Raw genomic sequence first — 24,719 nt, forward strand, 5'->3', positions numbered from 1 at the left:
CGTTTCGCCCCTTCATTCGAGGCAAAAAGCGCCTCGGAATCAGGGGCTCCAACGCCCTGCGATTCTGAACGAGCCGCTTCTGCTTTTAAGTGTATCCAGCTCCAGCGGCTAGAATGGTTGGTGGTTTCGCTTCTTCCGTCGAGGTAAAAAGCACCTCTTTGTCAGAAGCTCCATCCCCCTCTCATTCTGAACGAGCCGCTTCTGCTTTTAGATGTATCCAGGCGGCTAGAACAGTCGGTCGTTTCACCCCTTCATTCGAGGCAAAAGGCGCCTCGGAATCAGGGGTTCCAACTTCCTCCTGTTCTAAACGAGCCGCCTCCGCTTTTAAGTGTATTAACGATTTGTAAAGATCTTATCGATTAAGCCGTATTCTAGAGCTCTTTCTGCTGTCATGAAGTTGTCGCGGTCTGTGTCGCGTTGTAGAACTTCAAGTGGTTGACCTGTGCGGTCAGCAAGAATTTGGTTTAATTTTTCACGTAAGAATAGGATACGTTTTGCAGCGATTTCGATTTCAGTCGCTTGACCTTGTGCTCCGCCAAGTGGTTGGTGAATCATAACTTCACTGTTTGGAAGTGCGTAACGTTTTCCTTTTTCACCTGCTGCAAGTAAGAATGCACCCATAGATGCAGCCATACCGATACAGATTGTTGATACTTGTGGTTTAATAAACTGCATTGTATCGTAAATTGCCATACCAGCTGTGATAGAACCACCAGGGCTGTTGATGTAAATGTGAATATCTTTTTCTGGATCTTGAGATTCCAAGAATAAAAGCTGGGAAACGATTGAGTTTGCTACGTTGTCATCAATTGCGCTACCAAGCATAATGATGCGATCCTTTAATAGTCGAGAGTAAATATCGTAAGCGCGTTCTCCACGATTTGTTTGTTCAATTACTGTAGGAATTAAATTCATCTGTTATTTCCTCCTTTAAAAGCTTTCTTAGTCTTATAATACAATTATGGTCAATGAAGGTCAAACGAAACCACTTTAAATCAAAAAATATGTAGTTGTATCATGATTTATTCGCTATGTTTTTAAAATTCCCTGCTTATGTATCTTCAACATCATAACCGAATTACATAAATTTAAACGTGATTAATGGTGTGGAAAAGGCAAAAGAACGCCTTTTGTATAGAAGCGTTCTTTCATTTTTTATTCTTTTAACAGATAGGTTACTTTATTTAAGATTTTCTCGATTTGTTTTGCATTTTTACTATACATATCACTCGCTGATTTTGATTTCGTTTCTAAAGAGAATAATTCAAGATCAGCATTGCATTTCTTTAAGGATGCAAATAATAAAGGCTTGTTTTGAGGAGAAGGCATTTGGAGTTTATCATTATAGATGTCGATAGTAAGTTGTCCGTATGAATCAACTTGACCAAGAAAGACATTTTCAATGACAACACCGAGTTTTTCTAGCTCAGAATGTAACCAAGCGCGATTATGTCCGCTAGCAGAAAGAGGTTCATCTAGTACATTTCCATCCATAATAACAGTTTGCGGTTCTTTTTCGTTTGGCACTTTTAAGCTGATATCTTTTGCTGTAAGTGGTTGGCGATCTTTCTTTAATAATACATTTAATTCACCGCTCGGTTCTAGTACAGCAAATTCAACATCAGCTATGCTGAACGCATTTTTTCCTCTGAGAAGCTCAAGTAATTCATCACTTGTATACTTTTCTTTCTTTAAGTTATCTTCAAGTATTTTTCCATCTTTTATTAATACGGTAGATTTTCCTTCAAAAAAATCTCGAGCTGTTTTGTTCTTTAAAGAGAGGATTCCTGTGAAAAACGGTACCACAGCGAAAATGAGTATCGCAAAGACGCCGTGGAAAAATTTTGAATCAAGCCCTGTAGATACTTGGGCAGCGATGTCACCGATTGTCATTCCGGCTATGTATTCAAAAAAGGAGAGCTGAGAGATTTGTCTTTTTCCTAACCATTTCGTAATAGCGAATAAAATAATTAATATGAATACAGAGCGAAGAATGACAAGTGTCCATTCCGGCAGGTGAGACATAGTCATTTCCTCCAGTCTACTTAAAACCCTTTATATTGAGGTTCCTCACGTTCTAATACTGAAATTCTATTCTGTAAATCGGTGATGATGCTGTCCATTTCTAACATACATTCATGAAATACACGTTTTGATTCCGCGTCCTGTGAATTTAGTGAAAGGGAGCTTAAACTTGCTTGAGCGCCCCTTACACTGGCAAGGCAGGTTTTAACGCTAGCGATAACTGTCATACGAACACCTTATCCTTTCGGTTTGAATAGCAATGCTCCAATGAAGCCGAAAATAATGGCAGCTGATACACCAGCACTCGTTACTTTAAACATGCCGGTAATAACGCCGACGATGCCATGTTTGGCTGCTTCCTCCATCGCGCCATGAACGAGGGCATTACCGAAACTTGTAATAGGTACAGTTGCGCCAGCGCCTGCAAAGTCGATTAATGGTTCATACAGATTGAATCCATCTAATATAGCTCCAGCAACAACGAGTGTTGCCATCGTATGAGCGGGGGTTAGTTTGCCGACATCAAACATAAGCTGTCCGATTACGCATATGAGTCCACCAATGACGAAAGCCCAGAAAAAAATCATTGCGTTGCACCTCCAAATTCAATCGAAACAGCGTGAGCGATACACGGAATCGTTTCTTCTTGTTGGAATGTAAGTGGAGATAGTAAAGCGCCTGTCGCAACGACAAGTATTTTTTTGAATTCTCCTCTTTTCATTCGGTTTAATAAATGTCCGTATACGACTGTTGCTGAACAGCCTGGACCACTTCCACCAGCTATGACAGGTTGACCTTCTCTATAAATGATGATTCCGCAATCTTGAAATTGCTCGCTCTTTACCTTTGTTCCATGTTTATGTAGTAGGTCGTAAGCAATTTCGCGACCGACATGTCCAAGGTCACCTGTTACGATTAAGTCGTAATAAGAGGCGTCAATTTGTCGTTCGCGTAAATGAGCTTCAATCGTATCGACAGCAGCTGGGGCCATCGCGCCACCCATATTAAAAGGATCTGTTAGTCCCATATCAATAACTCGTCCAATGGTGGCCGATGTTACTTGTGGACCATATCCAGTGTCGCTTAAAATAGCCGCGCCTGCACCGGTCACTGTCCACTGAGCCGTAGGAGGTTTTTGACCACCATATTCAGTTGGATAGCGGAATTGTTTTTCTACCGCAGCGTTATGACTTGATGCCCCAGTTAATAAATACTTTGCACCTTTTGCATTTACGATACTTGCGCCGAGTGCTAAGCCTTCCATAGAGGTAGAACAGGCGCCGAATAAACCGAGATAAGGTGTTCCGAGTGTGCGGCATGCAAAGCTCGTTGGAGTTATTTGGTTAATTAAATCCCCTGCGAGTACGAATTGAATATCGTCTTTACGGAGCTGCGCCTTTTCGGTAGCGCGGCTACAAGCTTCTTCAAATAAAATTTTATGCGCCTTTTCGTAAGAATCTTGTCCGAGCCATAAATCTTCATGCAGGGTATCGAAGTCTTCAGGGATTTTTCCATTTGCCTCAAATGGGCCGCCGACTACACCTGTTGAGATGATAACTGGTTTGTTTTCGAATACCCATGTTCGGTGTCCTTGTAACATTTACAGCCCTCCCCATTGAAAGAGAATTGTTTTAATAAGAGCGATGACAAAAGCTGAAAATACGCCAAATAAGATGACCGATCCTGCTAGTTTAAACATGTTACCACCAACGCCGAGAACGAATCCTTCTGTCCGATGTTCAATACATGCGGCAATAACAGAGTTACCAAATCCAGTAACGGGAACTGCGGTACCAGCACCAGCAAATTGCCCAAGGCGATCGTAGACGCCAAATCCCGTCAGTAGCATGGAGATAAAAATAAGAGTTGCAACAGTAGGGTTCCCGGCAGAGCGTTCAGTGAAATCAAAATAGGTAATATAAAAGGTGGAAATCAGTTGACCTATTAGACAAATTAATCCCCCGACGAAAAAAGCTTTTATACAATTTTTTAAAACGGGGCGCTTCGGTTCGCGCTGTTGTTCGAATTTTTTATATTCTTGTTGCACAGGTGTTAAATTTTTATCTTTACTAGACATTTGAATCCTTCCTTCTCTTTTAGAAAACTTAAATATTAGATCCCATTTCTGATTGAATGAGTTTCAATTGATCTTTAATGCCATCCTTGCTTATTTTCTTGTTCTTAATTTTGTTTTCAAGTTCTTCTATGAGCATAAAAATCTTTTTGTCTGTACTTACACGAATATCGAAAGTAGGGTTTTCATCACTTAGCTTCTTTTTTAATTTACTTCGTAAAGGTTTTAAACCAAATCTTTCGTGATGTTCAGGTTTGATGGCTATGTAAAGATCTAAATTTGTATTAACTGCGGTAGCTTCTGTAATTCCCTCTATAGTGAGAGCTTTTTTCTTAGCGTCTTGCGATATAGATTGATTAAAGGATTCTGTACTCATTTTTGTTAATTTAGGGCCCTTTTTCTCATCTGTTCGCTTAGCTTCTTCTTTCTTTACCTTTTTATCTAACGGGCTATTATCACATCCGGTAAGTGAACCGAATAGGAGCATAAATAACGCGGTTATGATTCCGAGTTTTCGCATTATAATCATTCCATTTCTATTGCATTATGTAATTTGAGAAAAAAGGATGATTGCATATCACCCTTTTTCTCAAATTGTGTACCATTAGATGAAATGGCACTTTTGGTTATTGCTGTGTGTATTGTGGTTCTTCTTGCTGGACTTCTTCAACACGCGGGTTTAAAGAATCGATAATTGTTTGTGTTTGCTGCGCAGCTGTTTGGAAAAGTTGCTTTGCTTGTTGGTTATCCGTATCAAGAGCGAATCCCTCTAAGCTAGCTTGTGCACTTTTTAATCCAGAAACAGTTTGCTTTAATTTTGTAATTACAGTCATTGAATGAAGCCCCCTTTGGAATATCAATTCAAAGATTATAATTTGTGAGTTGGGGTGAATTTATGATTGGAAAATTAAGGGGAAGGATATGTTTTATAGGCTCCTAGCTAAGGTATATAAAGGATTAAGGGGATATTTTTATTGATTTAGATGGATTTTATTGCTATTATTATGAGAAGAAAATAAGCAGGTATTTACTTGTTGTATTTCACTTCTATTAGAGGTTTTTCGCAAGAAATTAAATGTGGAAAAGCGGAATAGAAGAAGGCTTAAAACCTTGATAATAAACGGTTTATAAAATTTTATCATGCGCCCATAGCTCAGTCGGATAGAGCGGTGGTTTCCGGTACCACGTCTGGTATGAATAAGGAAGCTAATCGAGGGTTAGGCGCTATATAAAGCCGTTTGGTAGTGTTTTTGACGCTTAACTTGAGCGAGAACAAACCGCAATTGTCCTACGAAGGCATTAGCGAGTTAGTGTCGCATAGTTAAGATGTACTACGGACTGTTAAATGAGGATAACGATAATATATTTACGGAGAGCTTCCGTCTGAAAAATTTCAGATAGGGGGCTCTTTTTTATTATGTTAAAAAATAGGAGAGTTGTAAAAAGAAGAAGAGAAATAGTCGATTTTATTGATGCTACCGAAGAATTGAACACAGAAATGGTGATAAGAATCGTTACGCAGGCATTTCAAGCGGAAGGGTTTAGAAAGCGCACTATCGATGATTACACAAAGCTCTTTCGTTATTTTATGCGAGAGTTAAACATTGATAAAGTCGAGATTATTACCGTGAAACATGTGCAAATGTATATTAATAAATTGATTAGTCGGGAGTTAGCGCCCGCTACTGTAAATATTCGTATATCGGCATTAAAATCAGTTTTTAAGCGACTAAATGAACAAGGATATATCAAAAGTAATCCTGCGGTGGACTTCGTGAAATTGCGCACGGATGAATCGCCGATCTTTACGCTAAATAACAATCAAATCAAGCGCCTCTTTTGTGTTGTAGATAAGACTACCTACGCAGGATATAGAGATTACTGCGCTATGTTGCTTATGTTACATTGTGGTCTACGTGTGAATGAAGTTAATCAGTTAGAGGCTAACGATTTGGATTTTGACAATCTGACGATCATGTTGTCGGGCGCTAAGAATAAAAATCGTAAAACTAGAGCCGTACCTATGACGAAGAAACTAGCGGAAGAGTTACGAATGCTTATCGATGAAAGTCGGGAGTATTTTGAAGGCACGACAAACGTCTTCCTAACGCAAGATGGAAATTCGATAGATAATGATTTGTTGCGTAAGCGTATGTATCGCTATGGACAGTTAGCGGGGCTTTCAAAAGAATGCCGCCCATCGCCGCATAGTTTACGTCATACCTTTGCTACGAACTTTTTACGGAATGGTGGAAGTGTTAACGCATTAATGCGAATTATGGGACATGCGGACATTACGACAACTATGCGATATGTCCGTCTAAATGATGAAGCAGTAAAAGAACAATATGAAAAAGTAGCCGCTAAGAACGACTACGGGGTTTAAAGCAAATAAAAGAGCCGTACGTTGCAGCGTACGACCCAAAACAATTCAGCTTAGAACTAAATAGCGGAAATCACCGCATATTCAGTAACAATTAAATAACGGATATTACCGTCATTCAGTACCCCCATTATAAATTTTTCAAAAATATAATGCAAGGGGTTTAGTTTCTTGTTGTCTTTTTTAGACAATTGGAAGCGTTGGTGTGCGGTAATTCCGAACGTGGAACTGCCTGTAAACCACGTAAAAAACTGATTACCGTAATTATGGACACGTATAACGCAGTGATAATTACGGCTTGGCTTGCTATCGGTCGTGCAGAGAGTACGCGTATACTCTTACAAGGATAGCGCCCCGCATTGTATTCCTATTCGTATGGTGCGGGAAGGCGAGAACTTGCCTAGACGTTATAGTCTAAAAGGTTCGGGAGGTTATCGTTGTAGTTACGGCTACAGGGAGCGCATTCAGTTTGTCGTGTAGGGACGATATTACACGGACAAGCCTACGTTAAAGGGTGCGTATGATGAAAGTCATTGAGTGAATAGGGTCTACATACGGAACACTGACGAAGCAAGCCATGTTATTAACCGTAAAGTCGCTTATCTCTCTAGCTTTCTTAGTTATTTTTTAACTTCGAAATCTAGGGGATAAATCCGCCTAGCAGCCGTTTTCCTAACTTCGCTGCGCCATGATAAAAACCGAAAACCTCAAAGGTCAAAAGATTTAAAAGAAATTACTACCACTAACTACGGCTAGAGGAAGATATAGAAAACTACCACTAGCTAAGATAGCAGAAGAAATCTAACCAATAAGTAAAGTATCTATATATGAGGGAGAAGCGTAGAGATGAAAAATAGAGAGGAAATGATACAAGAATTAAAGGAATTTCAGAATGCGAAGTTTGAAGTGGAAATGTTAAATGATGAGGATACATTAGACTTTTGCGTAAAGTTAATATATGAGATATTCATCGAGAGGAAACATACATATATACCAGATTTAAAGAGGGGGGAAATTAATTAAATGTTAGGGCAGACGCGCCCATAGCGGGAGGCGACAAGGTTCTTCGATTTTCTCTTTAGGATAAACGTAGATATGCGATAATGGAAGAACGATAGAAGGAGGATTCGCGAAGATGAGGAACAGAAAGAACGATAACAACGGTGATAATAATAAACTAACTGAGCGCAATAAAAGGAGATTCGTATTAATTGGTACATTTGTTATGCTTTACGTGACTAAGGCGATTACGATCGCTACAGGTAACGTTTATATCGGCGGGCTAGGCGTGGTTTTAGCTCTAGCGGTGGCGGCTGCGTTTATAACTGAAATGATAGGCAAACGTATTCGTAAACGGAAGGAATCGGAATAGAATCGAATTTGATATCGCAGACTTGTCATGTTAACGGGATTTCTATATACTGCTAACGATATCATGACGCGAAAGGTTGAGATCATGGCGAAGATTAAAGTAGAGTATATCGAAGTTGATGGCGACATAACTGCGGCTAAAATGTGCCGAGGGTGTTCAAAGCTATTACCGTTAGATTTATATTATAAAAATGCGCGTGGGATAGGCGGTGCTGCCAGTAAATGCCGAATATGTTCGTCACGCAGCGAAGGAAGCGCACCACCAGTCGAAGTTGAGCTAATTCGTGTAGAAGGATTGGAAGGTGGATCGGTAAGATCGTTCGTAAGAGGTCGGAAATGTAAGGCGTGCCATATATTAAAATCTTTTAGCGAGTATCACGTAGACACCCACGCGAAAACGGGATATATGGCGGTATGTAAGGCGTGTAGATCAATACATCGAAGTGATACAAACAAGGATGATAAAGAATAGTTGTATGTACATATTTTCTGTTATAGAGTGGTGTGTCTGACTTATACTAATTAGTGTAAGTCTTTTTTATTAGAAGTTAGCGCCAAAATGAAAAAGCTATTCTTTTATATAAAAATGTTGCAATACGAAACAAATGATGATAATATAATAAGTGTAGTAAATAAAAGACGCGTCAGTTACTAGTAATTACACGAAACAGTGGAGATCCACAATACTCGCAAGATACCATTCACCACAACGATATTAATGCGGATCACCACACGTGAAACCACACGTAATTCCGCACAAAACGAAGGCACAAGAGTATGGAATTTAATACAAAGATATTACGAAGAAATACGCGGCAAAGAGCGGTATATAAACGAACGGAAACCGATCTTCACCATTTGCCACATTGGATGCACGAACATATGGCGGACACCACTCGCCTATATAACGAGGTTACACTATAACTGAATACTGAATCGCTCACCATATTAAATAGACGGCGCTAGGAATCGGATTAACCACCCGAAATCTAGCGTCTTTTTAATGTGTTTATAAATTTCGGAGTATCTCATATCTTGCATATCATTGGATCGCCTGACATAAACTCTCTGCCTACGTTAGCCTGTAATGTTAAATCCTCGTTAATATTCACTCGCAAGACTGCTCGTTTCACATATGATAGTCGTTTTTATGCGTAGGAGGAAGGAGACTCGTAAGTGATCGTGCCCAAAGTGTAGTACGTTTCTTTGGGAAGTGGAAGAGGTTAGATTGATACAAAAATTATCATCAAAATTAAATCTAAAAAGTTAACCTAAAGTGAACGTCAAATGGGGAGGAAGGGTTTGCTTTAAGTGAACTTTTTAGCTTAATCCGCTTGTAACTTAACCCAGAGTCAAGTTATAATGTTGCTATAAGGATACTAAAAGTATCCATTATGATACAAAAGTTATCATATATGATTCTTACGGCGCAGGGTCTAAGAATTCGTTTTTAGGCTATAAAAGTTTACTCTAAGTTGACTTGTCAGCTTAATTTTTTGGGGTGTAGGTTTCATAGGGAGCAACTTTTTACCCTTTATGTTGCCTTAGGGGCAACGATGAGCTAAATGTTCTCAAAATGAAGACTTTGCATACCTAATTAGTAAACTACAGGTTTATAAGTAATATTCTGCATTAGATGTGGAATACTATATAAAGAAAAAAGTCTCTCAAGTGCTACCAACACTGAAAGACTTTCGATAAAATATTACTTTTTAGAGTTTATGTATGCTACTAGGACAGTCACTACCAATGACATCATGCCTAGTACAACACTAAACATTGCGCAGACCGCAAGAATAGTTGTTTCGTGCATTTTACTCACCACCTTACGAAGCTTGTCGTACTACCAATACGACGGGCTTTTTTCGTATATTCGTATTATAACCTATCTTGGTTATAGATTCCAAAAGTTATTTTCTATACAAAAAAAATATGCCTATCCTATGTGTTGTGTTTTGTTTTGAAACTATTAGGGATAAATCTAAAGTAATCACGTTGGATATATCGCAGCGCCTTTTTATTTATACAATATATCGTATAAATAGAATATGGTTGTTAATGTAAATTATCTGATAATTAAAGGTCAAGTAATCGAATCCCCTTGCGAGAGTAGACGTCACACGCACATGATTAAGCATAAATACGTTTACGTGCGTATACATATATACGAAACTCGTAGGGGGTACATTTCACTACATTTCGGTAGTAATTCGTGTATATCGCTAGTGATTTGTGATAGATTGCGTATAGCGGGCGATGCACATCGATACATATGTGTAGTATTTCGTGGAGATCGGTAGGATTATCTTCGCATTTCTCTTCGCTACATCAGCACGGCGGTGTATGGAGAGAGCTACTTTGAACTCAGGGGGTTGCGATTTCCTGCGCATAATCTTAATTTAATTTATGAAAGTCATACAACTTATTGCGTCGTAGCTATCTAAGGGCTTCGATCTCGGTGCACAAAAAGACACCGACGTTATTTCGCAGATGCCTCGTACTCTTTTACCTTCTTATAAAATGTCGCTTTCTTCATATTGACCGCTGCCATAAACTCGACTGCCATGATCTTCTTCGCTTTCCAATCGCTATATAATCGATCCCAGTCCGCAGGAAGCACCATAACAGGGCGTCCGATGTGCTTTCCTTTTTCCTTTGCTGCGTCGATTCCTTCGCGTTGACGCTCTTTGATCGTACGGCGTTCTTGTTCTGCGATCGATGTATAAACCTCGATAATAATATTATTGATCATATCGATTACCCAATCTTGACCGTCGGGAACGTCTGCCATTGTCGTAGGAAGGTCGATGATCTTAACGCGAATCTTTTCTCGTTTGAAGTATTCTAAGTACTCTTTTATCTGCGCCTTGTTTCTACCCAAACGATCGATAGATTTAATGTAGAGTGTATCCCCTGATCGCATCGCTTTAAGCATATTCTGAAAGCCCTCGCGATCCATATCCTTTCCGCTTGCCTTATCGGTATAGATATATTTCTCATCTGTTACATACGGCTGCACCGCTTTATATTGTCGGTCAAGATTCTGATCGTTCGATGATACTCTCAGATATGCGAAATTAATTGTCATAATGAAAACCCCGTTTCTTTTTATCGTTAACCTAAATATACACCGATAGTCTATAAAGGTCAATTGTTTAAAAGACGTCCATAAAGGTTTATTACTAATGATTAATAGACTGGTATATGATCGTTTTTTTAGCGTCTACAAACGTGTACCTTTTTAGACTACTACCCACGAGACGCATAGTATATCAAATAGGGCGCACCATGTACCGTGTTTTCTAGCGAACACGCCGCAGTATGTATATTTCACAAGGGCGGTGTATGTTTCCGTAATAGCCCGCATTATGTCTCGAATACCCCACTATATAACAAGCCCGCTATATGTCCGCGCAAATAGCCTTTATATATTGCCTTATCTGCTCGCTATAATTCCCGCTACTATTCTCTTCGATGCGCTAACGTCACGAGACTACACGCCAATAGATCGACATGTCTACACGAATATGCTGCATACTTACACGACATCATACCATAGTGTTATACGTTCGTTGTACGTCATGTAACGGCTGCTGCGCCTTCCGTATGTATTTGTGTTCGAATCTATTTAAAAGCTGCGTAAAGGAATCGTGAGAAGAATTATAAAACGTTTGTCTTCGTTCTCTTTGATCGTTGTCTTCGGAATGATTCGAGTATCTTCGTTCATCTTTCTTCTATTAAAAAGAATAAAAGAATTTAATTAAACTTCTTTCTTTGTTCTCTCTTCGATTAACAAGCGAATTAACAAAACTATTAACAAAGACTTGTAACAAGCGAATGAACGAGTCGAAGCGATTGTCGTGAACGCATCGCAGCGAGTCGGAAGAGTCGAGAGCACGACACGACACGTCGCCGCCCCTTCAAACGAAAAATCCCGTGACCCCCAAGCCACCCGCCGAAGCCCCCGCAGCAACGGTATTCACCTAGCGCGCTCGCAAAAAATCCCATAGGGTTTATACGCAGATTTCACGAAGTCTATCGATTTCACCAACGCTACCAAAATTCCAGCGCCCACACTTCGTAAAAAATTCGCCCACAGTTTTTAAACTCAAGGCGTTATTGCCCAATATATCTAGTCATTGCGCCAATGTTTTCAAGAATAGTCTCGCAGCCTTCACCGATATTAGAAAAGTTCGCGTTTATATACGCGTAAGGGAAAGAAGAGAGATAGCGGATATTACTTAAATGTCTTGTACGCTCTTATTTATATCCTTATCTTATGCGTAATAGAAGAACAAAAAAGAACGTAGTTATATTTTTTAGTTATAGTTCTTTAGTTCTTGTAAATCTAGTTGACCTGTAGTGGGCTGCATATTAGAAACGCAGTGTACTTCCTATGAGAAACGCAGTTTACCGCCAACTCATACGCAGTTCATTGCCTCATACGCAGTTTACCGCTAAATAGAAAAGGAGCGATCAGGTAATGAAAACAGAAAATCTAGTCCAACAAGTAGAAGAAACGTTACAAGAAATCAAGAATCACGAGAATTACGCTAAGTCAGCGGTGGAGATCCAAAAGGATATGATCAATCAGCCGATGTTCGATAAATCTATCAATCCTAAAGAAAAAGATCATACGCTAGACTTTATTAAAATGCCGACCAATCTGCGTTATTACTCATACATGCAGGACTACGGCGTAACAGAAAGCGCGTTGATCTTATATCAAATCATTATCGATTTTTTCAATGCGAAGGAAAAGAAAGCATTCCCGTCACAATATCGCCTTGCAATGGAAACGGGCAAATCTATACGAACTATTAACCATAATATAAAAATCCTGCAAAACGTCGGATTAGTAGCGGTTAAGCGTCGTGGGATCGGACGCAGCAACGAATATATTCCATTATTGCCGCTAACGTTAGACGAATTACTCAAACGATTCCCAAAAGCCGAGGAACGTTACTACAAACAGGCGCTAGCAGTCGAAAAGATCCGCAAGAATGATGAAGAAAAGAAAAACGGGATCATGCAGCGCATGGAACGACGCAAGGCGAAGGCTCATGCAGCAGGTACGAAGACAGAAGTGGCATCAGACGATCTAGAAGATATGAGTTTCTAACGAAAAAAGGAGAAATGAAAAATGACAAACACCGAAAGGATCGGGAGGTATAAAAACTCCTGATATGTTCGATCTATCGTGGTATAAGAATCCCACTACATAACAACCAAAAATATAAAAACTAATTGGAGGCTTTTAAAAATGAGAAATAAAAAACAATGTTCATACTGTCGAGAGGTTAAGTGGTTAGAAGATTTTCACGAATGTAAAGGGAACTACGACGGACTGCAATCACGCTGTAAACCGTGTAATATCGCTTCAAAAACAACGAATAAACGGACGCCAATTATTCAGGTCGAAGTTAACGGAGAAATTATAGATCACAGAGAATGCAAAGATTGCGGCGATATACTACCGCTAACCAGTTTTTACAGAAACGGACGCGGCGGCTTTGAACCACGATGCAGAATGTGCTATAACGCGAGAATTCGTAAAGGTAAGGCTATTTTAAAGGCGCTAAAAGGAAATTAAATAATAAAAAATTAGATTGCTAGTACAATATTAGGTCGATTAGGGGTACAGATAGTATGAAGGAAGAAAGACAATGATCGCTCTAAACGTACTAATTCTTCTGATTCCCGAATTAGAAATGATAAAGACATGTGAAGTTATTAGGTGACAGGAACTTTCCCCCTGTTACCCCTCTTTTGGGCGTTTGCCAGACGCCACCTTATGATAGTAACTCTTCGAAGATCTACCGTTACGTATTCGCCTTCCTGCACGATAGCGTAACGGCGGATCATTTTTTTTAAAAAGTAAAACTAATCAATGACAGGGAGCTAAAAGAATGAATCCTAAAGTATTACTATTATTCCTGCAATTATCGAGAATCACACAACATCAACTAGCGAAGATGTTAAACGTATCGCAAGCGACCGTATTCAATTGGACAAAGGGAATACATGAAATGAAGTATACGCATTACGAATCACTCGTTGATCTCATAGGCGAGCATAACGTTTTCCTACTCGAAGCACAAGCGGGATCGAATGAAGTGATTGCAGCGGATCTCAAAAAACGATTAAAGGAGCGGTTATAATGAGCAATCAAGAAAAACTTCTAGTGTCTAACTGCCACGAACTACATGGAAAGAAGTTCTTCCTAACAGTCTTATACGTCGATGGTCAACGCGTTAATGAATACCTACAAGCCGAAGAGGATATCACGAACCTTAACGAAAGATATCGTGAGTATGTTACAGAAAGCGGCTATGAATGCGATAAAGTTATTGAAGTTATGACATCTACGGAATACGTATATATATCGACATTGGGCGATAGTAGGTTATCAGGTCATATCACATCTGCCGAAGAAACATGCGAAACTAAGCGCTTATTCGAGACAAAGATGGTACGTGATACGTTAATCGACCTATATAACTTGATAGATCCTGCGACACTACCAAAAGAGATTAAAGAGCCGAACAGAGTGGAAAAGATATTAATAGCAGTTCTACTCAAGATTGCGTGCGGACTAAATAACTTATCGATGAGATTACAAACGAAACTAGGGGGGCACAAAATATGAAATGGGAACTATACAATAAATTCAGGGTTCAAGACAAGGAAGCGAACGAATTTATCGCAACATATCAAGAAAAGGTACAAGCTGCAAAAGAAAAAGTAACGGTTGCTGCAAAGGCATACGAGACAATTCTACAACGGGAGTTTTCGGGCGAGGACGTGCCAGCAGAGAAGCAGAAAGCACTAGATAATATCGAAAAGGTACAAGCTACGGTAAAAGTCGCCGAAGGGGAACACAGTAAGGCACATGAATACGCCATCGCGAATCTATCGGGAACAATTACCCTCGACGATCTCGTGAATGACTGGCGTAACAATGTTGTACCAACGGTGCGTAGGGAGAAAGTGGATCCCCTTAGACAAAAAGCGCAACAAGGATTAGAGGATTACTATGCTGCAGTCCACGAAATACTTCGTATAGAAGACGATCATACGTGGGTGCGTGAGCAACTCAATGAAAAACTTAGAAAACGTAAGGGCGCAACACACATCCTACTAGGCGTCACAGGTATTGGGGATATTCCCGAACATCCATCGGATCAAGACTGGTACAACATTGTAAAATACGGGCAAGTACCCGCAAGATTTAAAAATAAATAGTTTAAAATGTCAAGTCACCTATTTAATCAGGTGGCTTTTTCTAATTATAAGGAGGAAATAAAATGACAAATATATATTCTAATAATCTTATCGGTGTAAAAGAATCCGTAACAGACGAGTTTTTATTATTAAATCCACTTCAAACGCCTATGTTAAATCTGTTAGGTTTCGGAGATCCAGTTACGAACGTCGAGCACGTTTGGTTCGAAGATGAAATGTTCGCACAAGAAGGTGCGTTAGCGAAGGCTTTAACGGTTGACGCGGCATTTATCGATGTGGAAGAAACAGACGCATTCCGACCTAAACAAGTGATCCGAATTGGCGAAGAGCTAATTCTAATCATGAAAGTAGAAGGTGAAAAGTTAACAGTAGTTCGTGGATATGCGGAAACAGAAGTGGAAGCACACGAAGCAGGTTCAACTATCGAAGTAATGTTCGTAGAAGGTCATGAAGGTTCAGACGCTCGCGATTCTCGTTACAAGCCGCGTAAGCGCGTATCGAATATCACGCAAATCTTCGACGAAACCGTAGAAATCACGGGTACGTCAATGGCTATTGCTCAGTACGGCGTAGATAACGAGTACGAGAAAGAGAAGCAAAAGAAACAATTAGAATTAGCGCTACAACTAGAGAAGGCGCTAGTTAACGGCGTACGTTACGAGAAAGGCAATGTTCGTATGATGCGTGGTATTCGCTCATTCATCGAAACTAACGTAATTAATGCAGGTGGCGCAGGTATTGCGGACGAGCACCTTATTGAAGCATTCCGTCAAATTTTCGAAAAGGGTGGATCCACTGTAGGAGGTAACTACAAGATTATCGTAGGAGCTACGCAAAAGATCGCAATCTCCGCGTTTGACAACGCTCTAATTCGATTATCTCGCGAAGATAACGGGCGTGGTCAAGTAGTAGATCATTACGTTTCTGACTTCGGTAACGCTGAGATTTTACTAAACAACAACATGCCTGCGGGTGAAATCTTAGTGATCGATGCGAATCGTTTATCAATACGTCCGCTACGTACTCGCGAATTCGCTCACGAGTTCTTAGGTAAGAAAGGCGATTACATGAAAGGAATGTTAGTCGGCGAGTACACGCTAGAAATGTTACAAGAAGCGGCACACGCTAAAATAGTAGGACTTGCCTCCTAGTGTACCAACTAAGTTTATAAATAAATATAACGAAACGGCGAAGGCGCTGCTCATTATGAGTGGTGTCTTTTTTGTCTTACATAAAAACGAAAAAAGGGCGTGATTAAATGATTGCAAATGCGGGTGAAATAAAAGCGAAACTCGTCCTCGATAATGCTCAATTCAAACGAGGGATGCAGGAAGCACAACAAGAAATGCAAAAAACCTCAAAAGGTTCTAAAAATACGTCGGAAAGTATGACGGCACTCGGTAAAGCGTCCGCCGTTAGTGGCGTAGCGATGGTTGCAGCAATTGGCGCGACTGTTAAAAGTGCAGCGAATTTTGAACAATCAATGGCGAAGGTTAAGGCGATATCGGGTGCGACAGATTCTGAATTTACGCAATTAACGGCAACTGCGAAGGATTTAGGAGCGACGACACAGTTTAGCGCCTCGCAAGCAGCGGACGGACTCGCCTTCCTATCGTTAGCAGGTTTCAAAGCACAAGACAGTATCGACGCAATACCGTCGGTATTAAACTTAGCTGCTGCGGGGGCTATCGATCTAGGTAGTGCCGCGGATATAGCTTCAAACATAATGACTGGGTTTGGACTAACTGCACAAGATACGGGACACGCGACGGACGTACTAGCGAAGACCTTCACGACTGCAAATACCGATATGAATCAATTAGGTATGGCGATGAAGTATGTGGCGCCCGTAGCAAACGCGTTAGGTTGGGATATCGAAGATGCAGCGACGGCAATCGCGAAAATGTCTGACGCAGGAATTCAGGGCAGCCAAGCGGGCACGAGTCTTAGGGCTGCGCTATTATCGTTAGCGAATCCAACGGGACAAACTGCGAAAGCGTTCGATAAATTAGGAATTTCCGTAATAGATGCGAACGGGGAATTCAAGCCACTACCCGAATTGATCGGACATATTAGCTCGAAAATGGAAGGCATGACGGACGCACAAAAAACCGTAACTGCGGCGCAATTAGTAGGAACGGAAGCGTCAGCGGGATTCTTAGCGCTATTAGCACAGGGACAGCCCGCATTACAAGCGTATAAAACGTCGTTAGAAGAGTCGGGCGGAACTGCGCAACGAGTGGCGAAGACGATGCAAGAAACGCTAATCGGAGCGTGGACACAAGTTAAATCAGCAGCCGAAGGACTGGCGATACAAATCGGCGAAGCGCTACTACCTGCGTTTACTGGAATCGCTAACGCAGCGACATTAGTAGTCGGAGCAATGGCGTCAGTAGATCCGCAATTCGTAGCATTTACTATGACATCGATAGCGACGACGGCAGCAGTTGCGGGCGTAGCTGTAGGTGTTACGAAGGTTATTACGGCATTAAAGCTATTAGGTGCAGCGATTCTAGGTAATCCAATTACGGCAGGTATCGCATTAGCGGCGGCAGGTATCGGAATTCTAACAGGCGTTATCATGACTAGTAAGAAAGAAACAAAAGAATTCCACGACGTTTCCTTAGATGCGTATCGAGAAATGGGCGAGAAGTCGGCAGAACTATCGAAGACGGCGAGCAGGTTCGAAGAGCTGCAAGGAAAAATGAAATTAACTACTGCGGAACAACTTAAATATAAAGATCTACAAAACCAAATCGCTAAAGCGGAAGAGGGCGACGAGAAGAAAAGGTTAATCGCAGAATGGGAAAAGCTAGGTAAGGCGTCGGGACTTACAAAAGATGAAATGAAAGAGTATATGAATATAAACGACGATATTATAGCCAAAGCACCCGCAACCGAACAAGCCTTCGACAGTAAAGGAAATGCGATCGCTAAAACTGCGGAACAAGCGAAGAAGTTGTCCGAAGAGTATAAGCGTATGCAAGCGGCGGAACTCTCAATGCAAGAAGCGAAGTTAATGGAAAACAACGTAAAGCATATGGATAATCTCGTTAAATCTGCGGAGAAGGCAGCGGAATGGAAGAGTAAAATGCCGCAGCTAGAGCGCGATCATACCGCAGCACAAATCGAAGTTGTACGTCTTTCCGAATCTGTTAACCAAATAGCGAAGGAAGGCGATAAAGGCAAACTAGATATGGCTAACAAGCATCTAGCGAAGGCAAAGGAAAATCTAGAGGAAAAGCGTAAAGAATACGCAGAAGGCGTTAAAATTACGCAACAATATCAGAAAGATGCGAGTCAGCTAGAAATAAACCGAGGGAAGCAAAAGGAAATCACAGAAGCGAAGATCGAGCAGCAGAAAGCGGCGGTAGGTTTATCAGAAGTGGAAGGCGACGGTCTAGCGGCGATTAAAGAAAAACTAGACGCACAAAATCAAATAATAAATGCGTTAGGACAAGCAAAGACGGAACAGGGCGGACTTAACGAAGAGCAACAAAACCAATTAGACGGCGCTCAAAAGACCGTAACCGAATTAGAAAAAGCTAAAGGAGCTATACAAACGGCTAAAGGTGAAAACGAAGCGTTTAACAATTCGTTAGATCAGACGCAGGATATAGCGAGAAGCCTTAACGATGATTTAGAAAAGCCGACCGATAAAAAGGTAACTACGAATATCGACGACGAGAAGAAGAAAGGCGACGAACTTCAAGAAAACTTAGAACGCGATGCAAATAAGAAGACGAAAGGCGATACGTCCGACGTTAATGCAAAAAACGAAGAAGCTGATAAGAAAGCGCAGAAAGAGAACGTCAAGAAAACAAAAGGCGATACTAGCGACGTTAATGCGAAGAATGCGGAAGCAGATAAAAAGGCGCAGAAAGAGAACGTCAAGAAAACGAAGGGTGATACGGCGGACTTCGATTCAAAAAACTCCGCAGCCGATGAAAAAGCGAAGAAAGAAAACACGAAGAAGACGAAAGGCGATATCGCAGACGTAGAGGCGAAGAATGCCGACGCTGAAAGGCAAATGAAAGAGGAAGTTACGAAAAATCTAAACATGAACGACAAAGAGGCGAAAGCACGCCTCGCGGAAATTAAGAAAGAAGCGACGAAGCCCGAAGAGAAGCCCGTATACATTCGCGTATTCGAGTCGATACAACGTACAGTATCGGAAATATTCTCAGGGGCGGAAAAGCGACACAATGGCGGTACGTTGAGTCAAACAACGAAGAAACCAAAATATCACAATGGTGGATCGCCTTTAGGACTCGCAGCGCACCGACCGAAATTCGACGAAGTGGACGCAAGGTTACTAAAAAATGAAATGGTCTTAACACAGGCGCAGCAAGCGAATCTATTCAATGAACTTCGTACGGCAAATCGCCCGAGTACCACAGGTACATTGTTCGGCAACAAGGACGAAAAAAAGGGCGAGAACGTTACCAAGAATGTTGTTATTAATGTTGCGGAAATGAACGTACGCGACGATCAGGACATCGAGAAGATAGCACAAGAGTTAGCGTACTTAGAGCGATCCAAACAACGAGCCAGAGGAATCTAATAAATAAATGTGGGAACGCAGAAAGGAGGGAAGCCCAGCGGTTTCAATTGGAGGCATATATTGCCGTACTAAAGCGAATTGGAGCGATGAAAAATGACGAAGATAAACGAAGAAGTTAAAAACATAGTAAGCGAAGAGGTAACGGCAGGCGACGGATAACGACTGGATTACCGTACTAAACGCAGCCGTTATCGGAACTTATCCCCGACAGTGTGTTACAATTAATCGAAGCGGAAAGCGAGGATCTCCAATTGACTGGACGTGTGATCGGTTGGACAGTTTAAGAGGGTTGTATAAAAAGGGAGATGGCGCAAAGATGGTGAGATCAAAAGAGAATGATTTAACGGAGAAATTGGCAGAAGGTCACCGAGAATATGGTGATGGCAACTTTACAGTACAGAACATCGGTGATGAAACTAACCCGAATTGGACTGTCGTAAAAAATGTGAGGAAGGGATCAGCGGGCATTCGTGAAGGCGAAGATATATTTAGCCTGCGATCAAAATATATAAAATAGTGCGGAGATGGGCGGGCATCACTTCGTCTGTCTTTCTTTTTATAGACTATATGCGGAAATTACGATGCCGAGAGACGCAATTCTAGACGATTAGATTTAATGTGATGAACAGTTTTGCGCCTATATGCGTTCTATTTCGATTTAATTAGATTAAGAGGGAAACGAAAGAAGGAAAAATATGCGATAGCGCTAGTGTAGAAGGCGTTTTTGTACTTGCGTATTAGGCTAACGTCGAGATATAATATTATATATGTAAAGAAGCGAACGTCTACGTGTTGGTGTTCGTATCCTACGTTTAACTTTCGGTAAGAACAAATCGGAAGAAGACGGAGGCAAACCGTTGATATTATCATAATCTCATGCGCCCATAGCTCAGTCGGATAGAGCGGTGGTTTCCGGTACCACGTCTGCCGGGGGTTCGAATCCCTCTGGGCGCGTCAAAAGGTCCTAACTTACATTTGTAAGTTAGGACCTTTTTTTATTTCTTTCTTGTTATATCTGGTTATAAGATTTACTATTAGTATGTGGTAATAATTTTTATGCGTTATTACTTTCTTTCAATATTATTCAAATTTCGGTTGTAAGATCTAAATCTCATTAATACATATAAATTAATAATATTTTGGAATGGGTGTCTGCGATAGGATTCTCCTTTTACCAAACTTATTGTACAATAGAAACAAGGGGGAGATTAGTTTGAAGGCAAGTCTTTTACAAGAACAAAGCTTACGTTTGGCAATGACACAAGAGTTAAGGCAAGCGATTACAATGCTCCAGTATAATGTACAAGAATTATCGGAGTTTTTGTATGAGCAATCGTTAGAGAATCCCCTTATTGAGTTAGGTGGTTTTGAGAGGGAGAAGAAAAAGAGCTCTAACACAAGTAAAAGTACCCGAAAACAAGTCGAGAATCAAATGGAAATCTACAGTGTGGATTCTACAACGATTCAGCAACATTTATTAAATCAACTACAGTATTATAAAATAGATGAAGAAGAGCGAAAAGCAGCTTCTTTCATTATTATGAACATGGATGGAAATGGCTATTTACAAGAAACAAATGAAGAGTTATCAGAGCTTCTTTCTGCGCCAATTGATGTAGTGGACTGTTCCGTGGAGCTTGTTCAATCGTTAGAGCCAGCAGGGGTAGGTGCGCGTAATATTCAGGAATGTCTATCAATCCAATTGAAGCGCTTACAAAGAAGGAATGGGTTAGCGGAAGAAATTATAGATGATCATTTTAATTATTTCGTTAAGAAAGATTGGCGAAAGCTCGTTCAAGTGTTGAAGTGTACTAACGAGGAATTACAGGATGCGGTGAACTGTATTACATCATTGCAGCCGAAACCAGGTCTTGCATTTTCTTCTGATAAACCACTTTATATTGTGCCTGATATGGCGGTAAAAAAAGATGGCGATCATCTCGTTTTACAGATGAATGAGAGAAATATGCCAAGAATTGAAATTCACTCTGAGTATAGTGCGTTACTAAATAATAGTGAAAGTGAAGTGGCTTCTTACGTATCGGAGAAGTATCAGCATGTGCAATGGATTATGCGCAGTTTGAAACAGAGAAAACAAACACTCTTACAAGTGATGAATATTATTATGGAAAAACAGCATGATTTCTTCTGGGGAGGTCCAGAGTATTTAAAACCACTTGCTTTAAAAGAGGTGGCGGAAGAGTTAGGTGTGCATGAGTCTACAATTAGTCGCGCAACGCGTAATAAATATGTGCAAACGCCGCACGGTTTATTTGAGATGAAATCGTTCTTTAGTAATTCTATTTCTACGACGGAAGATGAGGCGGTTTCTACAAAGCGTGTGAAACAATTCATTCAAATGCTTGTTGGAGCAGAAAATAAGAAAAAGCCACTTTCGGATCAAAAGATTTCAAAATTATTAGAAGAAGAGCATGAAATAGTTATTTCTCGAAGAACGGTTGCGAAGTATAGGGAACAAATGCATATTCCTGCTTCGTCTCTAAGAAAAACAATTGGATAGGTGAAGAAGATGAAGGTTGTACTATATACAAAAAAAGATTGTGGCCTTTGCGTGAAGGCGAAACAAGTTTTAAAAGAAGTACAATATGAATATTCTTTTCAAATTGAGGAAATAGATATATATGAAGATAATGACCTTTTAGAGAAATACCATCTAATGATTCCTGTTGTAGAAATAGGCGGAAGACAAGTAGAATATGGTAACATTCACAAAGGTGTCATAATAAACTATATAAACAATGCAGTTAAGAGTTGAATAAGTTTCTGTCTCCTGTTACAATAATACACGTAGCAGGGATTATTTTTTTAACCTAAGTGGGACGCAAAATGTCACTACGGGACATAAAGTGACCACGAAGGGAAATGAACCGATGCAGTGAGGAGAAAAGATATGCGCTCATGGATTCAGAACACAAAAAAATTATTACCTGATCTGCTACCTGTTATGCAAACGAGAATGCAAGTGCTTCAGTACATTAGGCTTATGCAGCCGATTGGAAGAAGAAACTTATCTGCAAGTCTCGGTATGACAGAACGAGTATTGCGAAGTGAAGTTCAAGTTTTGAAAGAACAAAACTTAGTTCACGTCGCTTCTTCTGGAATGACTTTGACAGAAGAAGGAACAGCTTTAGTTCTTGCTTTGGAAGACTTTATGAAAGAAATTTCCGGGTTAAAGGTTTTAGAAAAACAACTTAAGGAAACATTAGACTTGGATGAAGTTTTCGTTGTCCCTGGTGATAGTGATGAATCACCTTGGGTCAAACTGGAGATGGGCCGTGCTTGTGTGACTTGTATAAAAGACCGTCTGACAGTGAATAATATCGTTGCTGTGGCTGGAGGAACTACGCTAGCTGCTGCTGCGGACATGATGCAACTTGATTGCAAAGATTTACATATGCTATTTGTCCCAGCACGTGGTGGAATTGGAGAAGGCGTCGAGTTAGAAGCCAATACCATATGCGCCAAAATGGCACAAAATACGATGAGTAATTATCGCTTATTGTATGTTCCAGATCACGTTAGTAGCGAAGCATATGCGTCTATTGTAACAGAGCCCTCCGTGAAAGAAGTTCTTGAGTTGATTCGATCTTCCAATATCGTCATTCATGGAATTGGTGATGCGTTAACAATGGCACGTCGCAGAAATACTTCAGAAGCAGATTGGTTAAAGATTCAGGCAAGCGAAGCAGTTGGCGAAGCTTTCGGTTACTACTTTAGTGAACAAGGAAATGTTGTTCATAAAGTAAGAACGGTTGGTATGCAACTTGAAGATTTACAAAATGTATCTCACGTTGTTGCAGTCGCTGGAGGTTCTTCAAAAGCAAAAGCAATACAGGCTGTAATAAAGCAAGGGCACACTTCAATTCTAATTACAGATGAAGGTGCAGCAAAACAATTAACAAAGGGTATTACCCTTTAATATAATCCCCCAAGGAGGAAATTTAAATGACTAAAATTGGTATTAATGGATTTGGACGTATCGGACGTAACGTATTCCGCGCAGCTCTTAACAACTCTGAGGTAGAAGTAGTAGCAATCAACGACTTAACAGATGCTAAAACATTAGCTCACCTTTTAAAATATGATACAGTTCACGGAACTTTAAATGCAGAAGTATCTGCTAACGAAAACAGCATCGTTGTTAACGGTAAAGAAATTAAAGTTATCGCTGAGCGTGACCCAGCTCAATTACCATGGAGCGACTACGGAGTAGAAGTAGTAGTAGAATCTACTGGCCGTTTCACTAAAAAATCAGACGCTGAGAAACATTTAGGTGGATCAGTTAAGAAAGTTATCATCTCAGCTCCAGCTTCTGACGAAGATATCACTGTAGTTATGGGTGTTAACCACGAACAATACGATGCAGCTAACCACAACGTAGTATCTAATGCTTCTTGTACTACAAACTGTCTAGCTCCATTCGCTAAAGTATTAAACGAAAAATTCGGCGTAAAACGCGGAATGATGACAACAATTCACTCTTACACTAACGACCAACAAATCTTAGACTTACCACACAAAGATTTACGTCGTGCTCGTGCAGCAGCTGAAAACATGATCCCAACATCTACTGGTGCTGCTAAAGCTGTAGCATTAGTATTACCAGAACTTAAAGGTAAATTAAACGGCGGCGCTGTACGTGTTCCAACTGCTAACGTTTCTCTTGTTGACTTAGTTGTTGAACTTGACAAAGAAGTAACAGTTGAAGATGTAAACGCAGCATTCAAAGCAGCTTCTGAAGGCGAATTAAAAGGTATCCTTGGATACAGCGAAGAGCCATTAGTATCTATCGACTATAACGGATGTACAGCTTCTTCTACAATCGATGCATTATCTACAATGGTAATGGAAGGTAACATGGTTAAAGTACTTTCTTGGTACGATAACGAAACTGGTTACTCTAACCGCGTAGTAGACCTAGCTGCATACATGACTTCTAAAGGTCTTTAATTCTTAAGTATATAAGCAATCAATGACAAAACGAGGGAGAGGGTTTGTTCCCTCTCTCTCTTCTTTCGTTTTAGAAGCAAATGTGT

At 40.5% G+C, this 24,719-nt stretch carries 24 protein-coding genes and 1 tRNA gene; 16 read left to right on the forward strand and 9 right to left on the reverse strand.

What is annotated here, in order from left to right; translation table 11 throughout:
• Positions 1–333 precede the first annotated feature (333 nt).
• From clpP to DET63_RS07365, 8 genes are all read right to left on the reverse strand, one after another.
• On the reverse strand, positions 334–915 hold the full coding sequence (gene clpP, locus DET63_RS07330) for an ATP-dependent Clp endopeptidase proteolytic subunit ClpP (RefSeq protein ID WP_001049163.1): 582 nt from the start codon (positions 913–915) through the stop codon (positions 334–336).
• Positions 916–1,155: 240 nt separating this feature from the next.
• Entirely contained in the window at positions 1,156–2,025 is an 870-nt protein-coding gene (locus DET63_RS07335) for a DUF421 domain-containing protein (protein WP_113936268.1), read from the reverse strand.
• Between the two features lie 20 nt (positions 2,026–2,045).
• The gene (locus DET63_RS07340; protein WP_113936269.1) at positions 2,046–2,252 is read right to left on the reverse strand and encodes a DUF1657 domain-containing protein; all 207 of its coding nucleotides are present in this window, start codon (positions 2,250–2,252) and stop codon (positions 2,046–2,048) included.
• Between the two features lie 9 nt (positions 2,253–2,261).
• On the reverse strand, positions 2,262–2,612 hold the full coding sequence (spoVAE, locus tag DET63_RS07345; protein WP_000575919.1) for a stage V sporulation protein AE: 351 nt from the start codon (positions 2,610–2,612) through the stop codon (positions 2,262–2,264).
• Positions 2,609–3,625: a stage V sporulation protein AD gene (gene spoVAD / locus DET63_RS07350; protein ID WP_002089557.1), complete on the reverse strand. Its 1,017-nt coding sequence runs from the start codon at positions 3,623–3,625 to the stop codon at positions 2,609–2,611. The genes spoVAE and spoVAD overlap by 4 nt, the downstream gene beginning before the upstream one ends.
• Positions 3,626–4,102, reverse strand: coding sequence for a stage V sporulation protein AC (spoVAC, locus tag DET63_RS07355; protein ID WP_002034730.1), 477 nt, complete (start codon positions 4,100–4,102; stop codon positions 3,626–3,628). It abuts the gene before it with no gap.
• Between the two features lie 28 nt (positions 4,103–4,130).
• Positions 4,131–4,619, reverse strand: a complete 489-nt coding sequence (locus tag DET63_RS07360) for a YhcN/YlaJ family sporulation lipoprotein (RefSeq protein ID WP_113936270.1) — start codon at positions 4,617–4,619, stop codon at positions 4,131–4,133.
• Positions 4,620–4,725: 106 nt separating this feature from the next.
• Positions 4,726–4,932, reverse strand: a complete 207-nt coding sequence (locus DET63_RS07365) for a DUF1657 domain-containing protein (RefSeq protein ID WP_000216167.1) — start codon at positions 4,930–4,932, stop codon at positions 4,726–4,728.
• A 584-nt stretch (positions 4,933–5,516) separates the two neighbouring features.
• On the opposite strand from DET63_RS07365, the gene DET63_RS07370 reads away from it, so the two are divergent.
• The 4 genes from DET63_RS07370 (at position 5,517) to DET63_RS07380 (ending at position 8,325) form a co-directional block, all read left to right on the forward strand.
• Entirely contained in the window at positions 5,517–6,485 is a 969-nt protein-coding gene (locus DET63_RS07370; RefSeq protein ID WP_113936271.1) for a tyrosine-type recombinase/integrase, read from the forward strand.
• Between the two features lie 843 nt (positions 6,486–7,328).
• Positions 7,329–7,505, forward strand: coding sequence for a hypothetical protein (locus DET63_RS30155; protein WP_172452018.1), 177 nt, complete (start codon positions 7,329–7,331; stop codon positions 7,503–7,505).
• Between the two features lie 112 nt (positions 7,506–7,617).
• On the forward strand, positions 7,618–7,854 hold the full coding sequence (locus DET63_RS07375) for a hypothetical protein (RefSeq protein ID WP_103945293.1): 237 nt from the start codon (positions 7,618–7,620) through the stop codon (positions 7,852–7,854).
• Positions 7,855–7,938: 84 nt separating this feature from the next.
• Positions 7,939–8,325 carry a hypothetical protein gene (locus DET63_RS07380; RefSeq protein ID WP_113936272.1) on the forward strand — a complete coding sequence of 129 codons (387 nt, stop codon included), beginning with the start codon at positions 7,939–7,941 and terminating at the stop codon, positions 8,323–8,325.
• Positions 8,326–10,332: 2,007 nt separating this feature from the next.
• Here the strand turns inward: DET63_RS07380 and DET63_RS07385 are convergent.
• Positions 10,333–10,941, reverse strand: coding sequence for a recombinase family protein (locus DET63_RS07385; RefSeq protein ID WP_113936273.1), 609 nt, complete (start codon positions 10,939–10,941; stop codon positions 10,333–10,335).
• 1,395 nt (positions 10,942–12,336) lie between these two features.
• On the opposite strand from DET63_RS07385, the gene DET63_RS07390 reads away from it, so the two are divergent.
• From DET63_RS07390 to gap, 12 genes are all read left to right on the forward strand, one after another.
• A complete protein-coding gene (locus DET63_RS07390) occupies positions 12,337–12,975 on the forward strand; it encodes a helix-turn-helix domain-containing protein (protein WP_113936274.1) in 639 nt (212 codons plus the stop codon).
• A 787-nt stretch (positions 12,976–13,762) separates the two neighbouring features.
• A complete protein-coding gene (locus DET63_RS07405) occupies positions 13,763–14,014 on the forward strand; it encodes a transcriptional regulator (protein ID WP_113936276.1) in 252 nt (83 codons plus the stop codon).
• Positions 14,014–14,502: a hypothetical protein gene (locus DET63_RS07410; protein WP_113936277.1), complete on the forward strand. Its 489-nt coding sequence runs from the start codon at positions 14,014–14,016 to the stop codon at positions 14,500–14,502. Before DET63_RS07405 ends, DET63_RS07410 begins: the two co-directional genes overlap by 1 nt.
• Positions 14,499–15,098, forward strand: a complete 600-nt coding sequence (locus DET63_RS07415) for a hypothetical protein (protein WP_113936278.1) — start codon at positions 14,499–14,501, stop codon at positions 15,096–15,098. The genes DET63_RS07410 and DET63_RS07415 overlap by 4 nt, the downstream gene beginning before the upstream one ends.
• Positions 15,099–15,160: 62 nt before the next feature.
• The gene (locus DET63_RS07420; RefSeq protein WP_113936279.1) at positions 15,161–16,249 is read left to right on the forward strand and encodes an SU10 major capsid protein; all 1,089 of its coding nucleotides are present in this window, start codon (positions 15,161–15,163) and stop codon (positions 16,247–16,249) included.
• Between the two features lie 107 nt (positions 16,250–16,356).
• The gene (locus DET63_RS07425; protein WP_235661765.1) at positions 16,357–19,662 is read left to right on the forward strand and encodes a phage tail tape measure protein; all 3,306 of its coding nucleotides are present in this window, start codon (positions 16,357–16,359) and stop codon (positions 19,660–19,662) included.
• A gap of 316 nt (positions 19,663–19,978) precedes the next feature.
• Entirely contained in the window at positions 19,979–20,179 is a 201-nt protein-coding gene (locus tag DET63_RS07430; RefSeq protein ID WP_002129884.1) for a hypothetical protein, read from the forward strand.
• 361 nt (positions 20,180–20,540) lie between these two features.
• Positions 20,541–20,616, forward strand: a tRNA-Arg gene (locus tag DET63_RS07435).
• Positions 20,617–20,875: 259 nt separating this feature from the next.
• Positions 20,876–22,183, forward strand: coding sequence for an RNA polymerase factor sigma-54 (gene rpoN, locus DET63_RS07440; protein ID WP_113936280.1), 1,308 nt, complete (start codon positions 20,876–20,878; stop codon positions 22,181–22,183).
• A 9-nt stretch (positions 22,184–22,192) separates the two neighbouring features.
• On the forward strand, positions 22,193–22,438 hold the full coding sequence (locus tag DET63_RS07445) for a glutaredoxin family protein (RefSeq protein WP_002089547.1): 246 nt from the start codon (positions 22,193–22,195) through the stop codon (positions 22,436–22,438).
• Between the two features lie 135 nt (positions 22,439–22,573).
• A complete protein-coding gene (gene cggR, locus DET63_RS07450; protein ID WP_044738071.1) occupies positions 22,574–23,602 on the forward strand; it encodes a gapA transcriptional regulator CggR in 1,029 nt (342 codons plus the stop codon).
• Positions 23,603–23,628: 26 nt separating this feature from the next.
• Complete coding sequence (gene gap, locus DET63_RS07455) at positions 23,629–24,633, forward strand: type I glyceraldehyde-3-phosphate dehydrogenase (RefSeq protein WP_002016071.1); 1,005 nt, start codon at positions 23,629–23,631, stop codon at positions 24,631–24,633.
• Positions 24,634–24,719 lie beyond the last annotated feature (86 nt).

Origin of the sequence: Bacillus sp. DB-2 (assembly GCF_003315125.1) — a bacterium.
In the GTDB taxonomy this organism is placed as follows: Bacteria; Bacillota; Bacilli; order Bacillales; family Bacillaceae_G; genus Bacillus_A; species Bacillus_A mycoides.

Excerpts from the sequence above, each read along its gene's own strand:
- spoVAC (WP_002034730.1), bottom strand. The coding sequence starts at position 4,102 with ATGTCTAGTAAAGATAAAAATTTAACACCTGTGCAACAAGAATATAAA.
- DET63_RS07445 (WP_002089547.1), top strand. The coding sequence starts at position 22,193 with ATGAAGGTTGTACTATATACAAAAAAAGATTGTGGCCTTTGCGTGAAG.
- DET63_RS07385 (WP_113936273.1), bottom strand. The coding sequence starts at position 10,941 with ATGACAATTAATTTCGCATATCTGAGAGTATCATCGAACGATCAGAAT.
- DET63_RS07370 (WP_113936271.1), top strand. The coding sequence starts at position 5,517 with ATGTTAAAAAATAGGAGAGTTGTAAAAAGAAGAAGAGAAATAGTCGAT.
- spoVAE (WP_000575919.1), bottom strand. The coding sequence starts at position 2,612 with ATGATTTTTTTCTGGGCTTTCGTCATTGGTGGACTCATATGCGTAATC.
- gap (WP_002016071.1), top strand. The coding sequence starts at position 23,629 with ATGACTAAAATTGGTATTAATGGATTTGGACGTATCGGACGTAACGTA.
- DET63_RS30155 (WP_172452018.1), top strand. The coding sequence starts at position 7,329 with ATGAAAAATAGAGAGGAAATGATACAAGAATTAAAGGAATTTCAGAAT.
- DET63_RS07380 (WP_113936272.1), top strand. The coding sequence starts at position 7,939 with ATGGCGAAGATTAAAGTAGAGTATATCGAAGTTGATGGCGACATAACT.
- DET63_RS07340 (WP_113936269.1), bottom strand. The coding sequence starts at position 2,252 with ATGACAGTTATCGCTAGCGTTAAAACCTGCCTTGCCAGTGTAAGGGGC.
- DET63_RS07390 (WP_113936274.1), top strand. The coding sequence starts at position 12,337 with ATGAAAACAGAAAATCTAGTCCAACAAGTAGAAGAAACGTTACAAGAA.
- DET63_RS07410 (WP_113936277.1), top strand. The coding sequence starts at position 14,014 with ATGAGCAATCAAGAAAAACTTCTAGTGTCTAACTGCCACGAACTACAT.
- DET63_RS07415 (WP_113936278.1), top strand. The coding sequence starts at position 14,499 with ATGAAATGGGAACTATACAATAAATTCAGGGTTCAAGACAAGGAAGCG.
- DET63_RS07365 (WP_000216167.1), bottom strand. The coding sequence starts at position 4,932 with ATGACTGTAATTACAAAATTAAAGCAAACTGTTTCTGGATTAAAAAGT.
- spoVAD (WP_002089557.1), bottom strand. The coding sequence starts at position 3,625 with ATGTTACAAGGACACCGAACATGGGTATTCGAAAACAAACCAGTTATC.
- clpP (WP_001049163.1), bottom strand. The coding sequence starts at position 915 with ATGAATTTAATTCCTACAGTAATTGAACAAACAAATCGTGGAGAACGC.
- DET63_RS07420 (WP_113936279.1), top strand. The coding sequence starts at position 15,161 with ATGACAAATATATATTCTAATAATCTTATCGGTGTAAAAGAATCCGTA.
- DET63_RS07430 (WP_002129884.1), top strand. The coding sequence starts at position 19,979 with ATGGTGAGATCAAAAGAGAATGATTTAACGGAGAAATTGGCAGAAGGT.
- DET63_RS07360 (WP_113936270.1), bottom strand. The coding sequence starts at position 4,619 with ATGCGAAAACTCGGAATCATAACCGCGTTATTTATGCTCCTATTCGGT.
- cggR (WP_044738071.1), top strand. The coding sequence starts at position 22,574 with ATGCGCTCATGGATTCAGAACACAAAAAAATTATTACCTGATCTGCTA.
- DET63_RS07425 (WP_235661765.1), top strand. The coding sequence starts at position 16,357 with ATGATTGCAAATGCGGGTGAAATAAAAGCGAAACTCGTCCTCGATAAT.
- DET63_RS07335 (WP_113936268.1), bottom strand. The coding sequence starts at position 2,025 with ATGTCTCACCTGCCGGAATGGACACTTGTCATTCTTCGCTCTGTATTC.
- DET63_RS07375 (WP_103945293.1), top strand. The coding sequence starts at position 7,618 with ATGAGGAACAGAAAGAACGATAACAACGGTGATAATAATAAACTAACT.
- DET63_RS07405 (WP_113936276.1), top strand. The coding sequence starts at position 13,763 with ATGAATCCTAAAGTATTACTATTATTCCTGCAATTATCGAGAATCACA.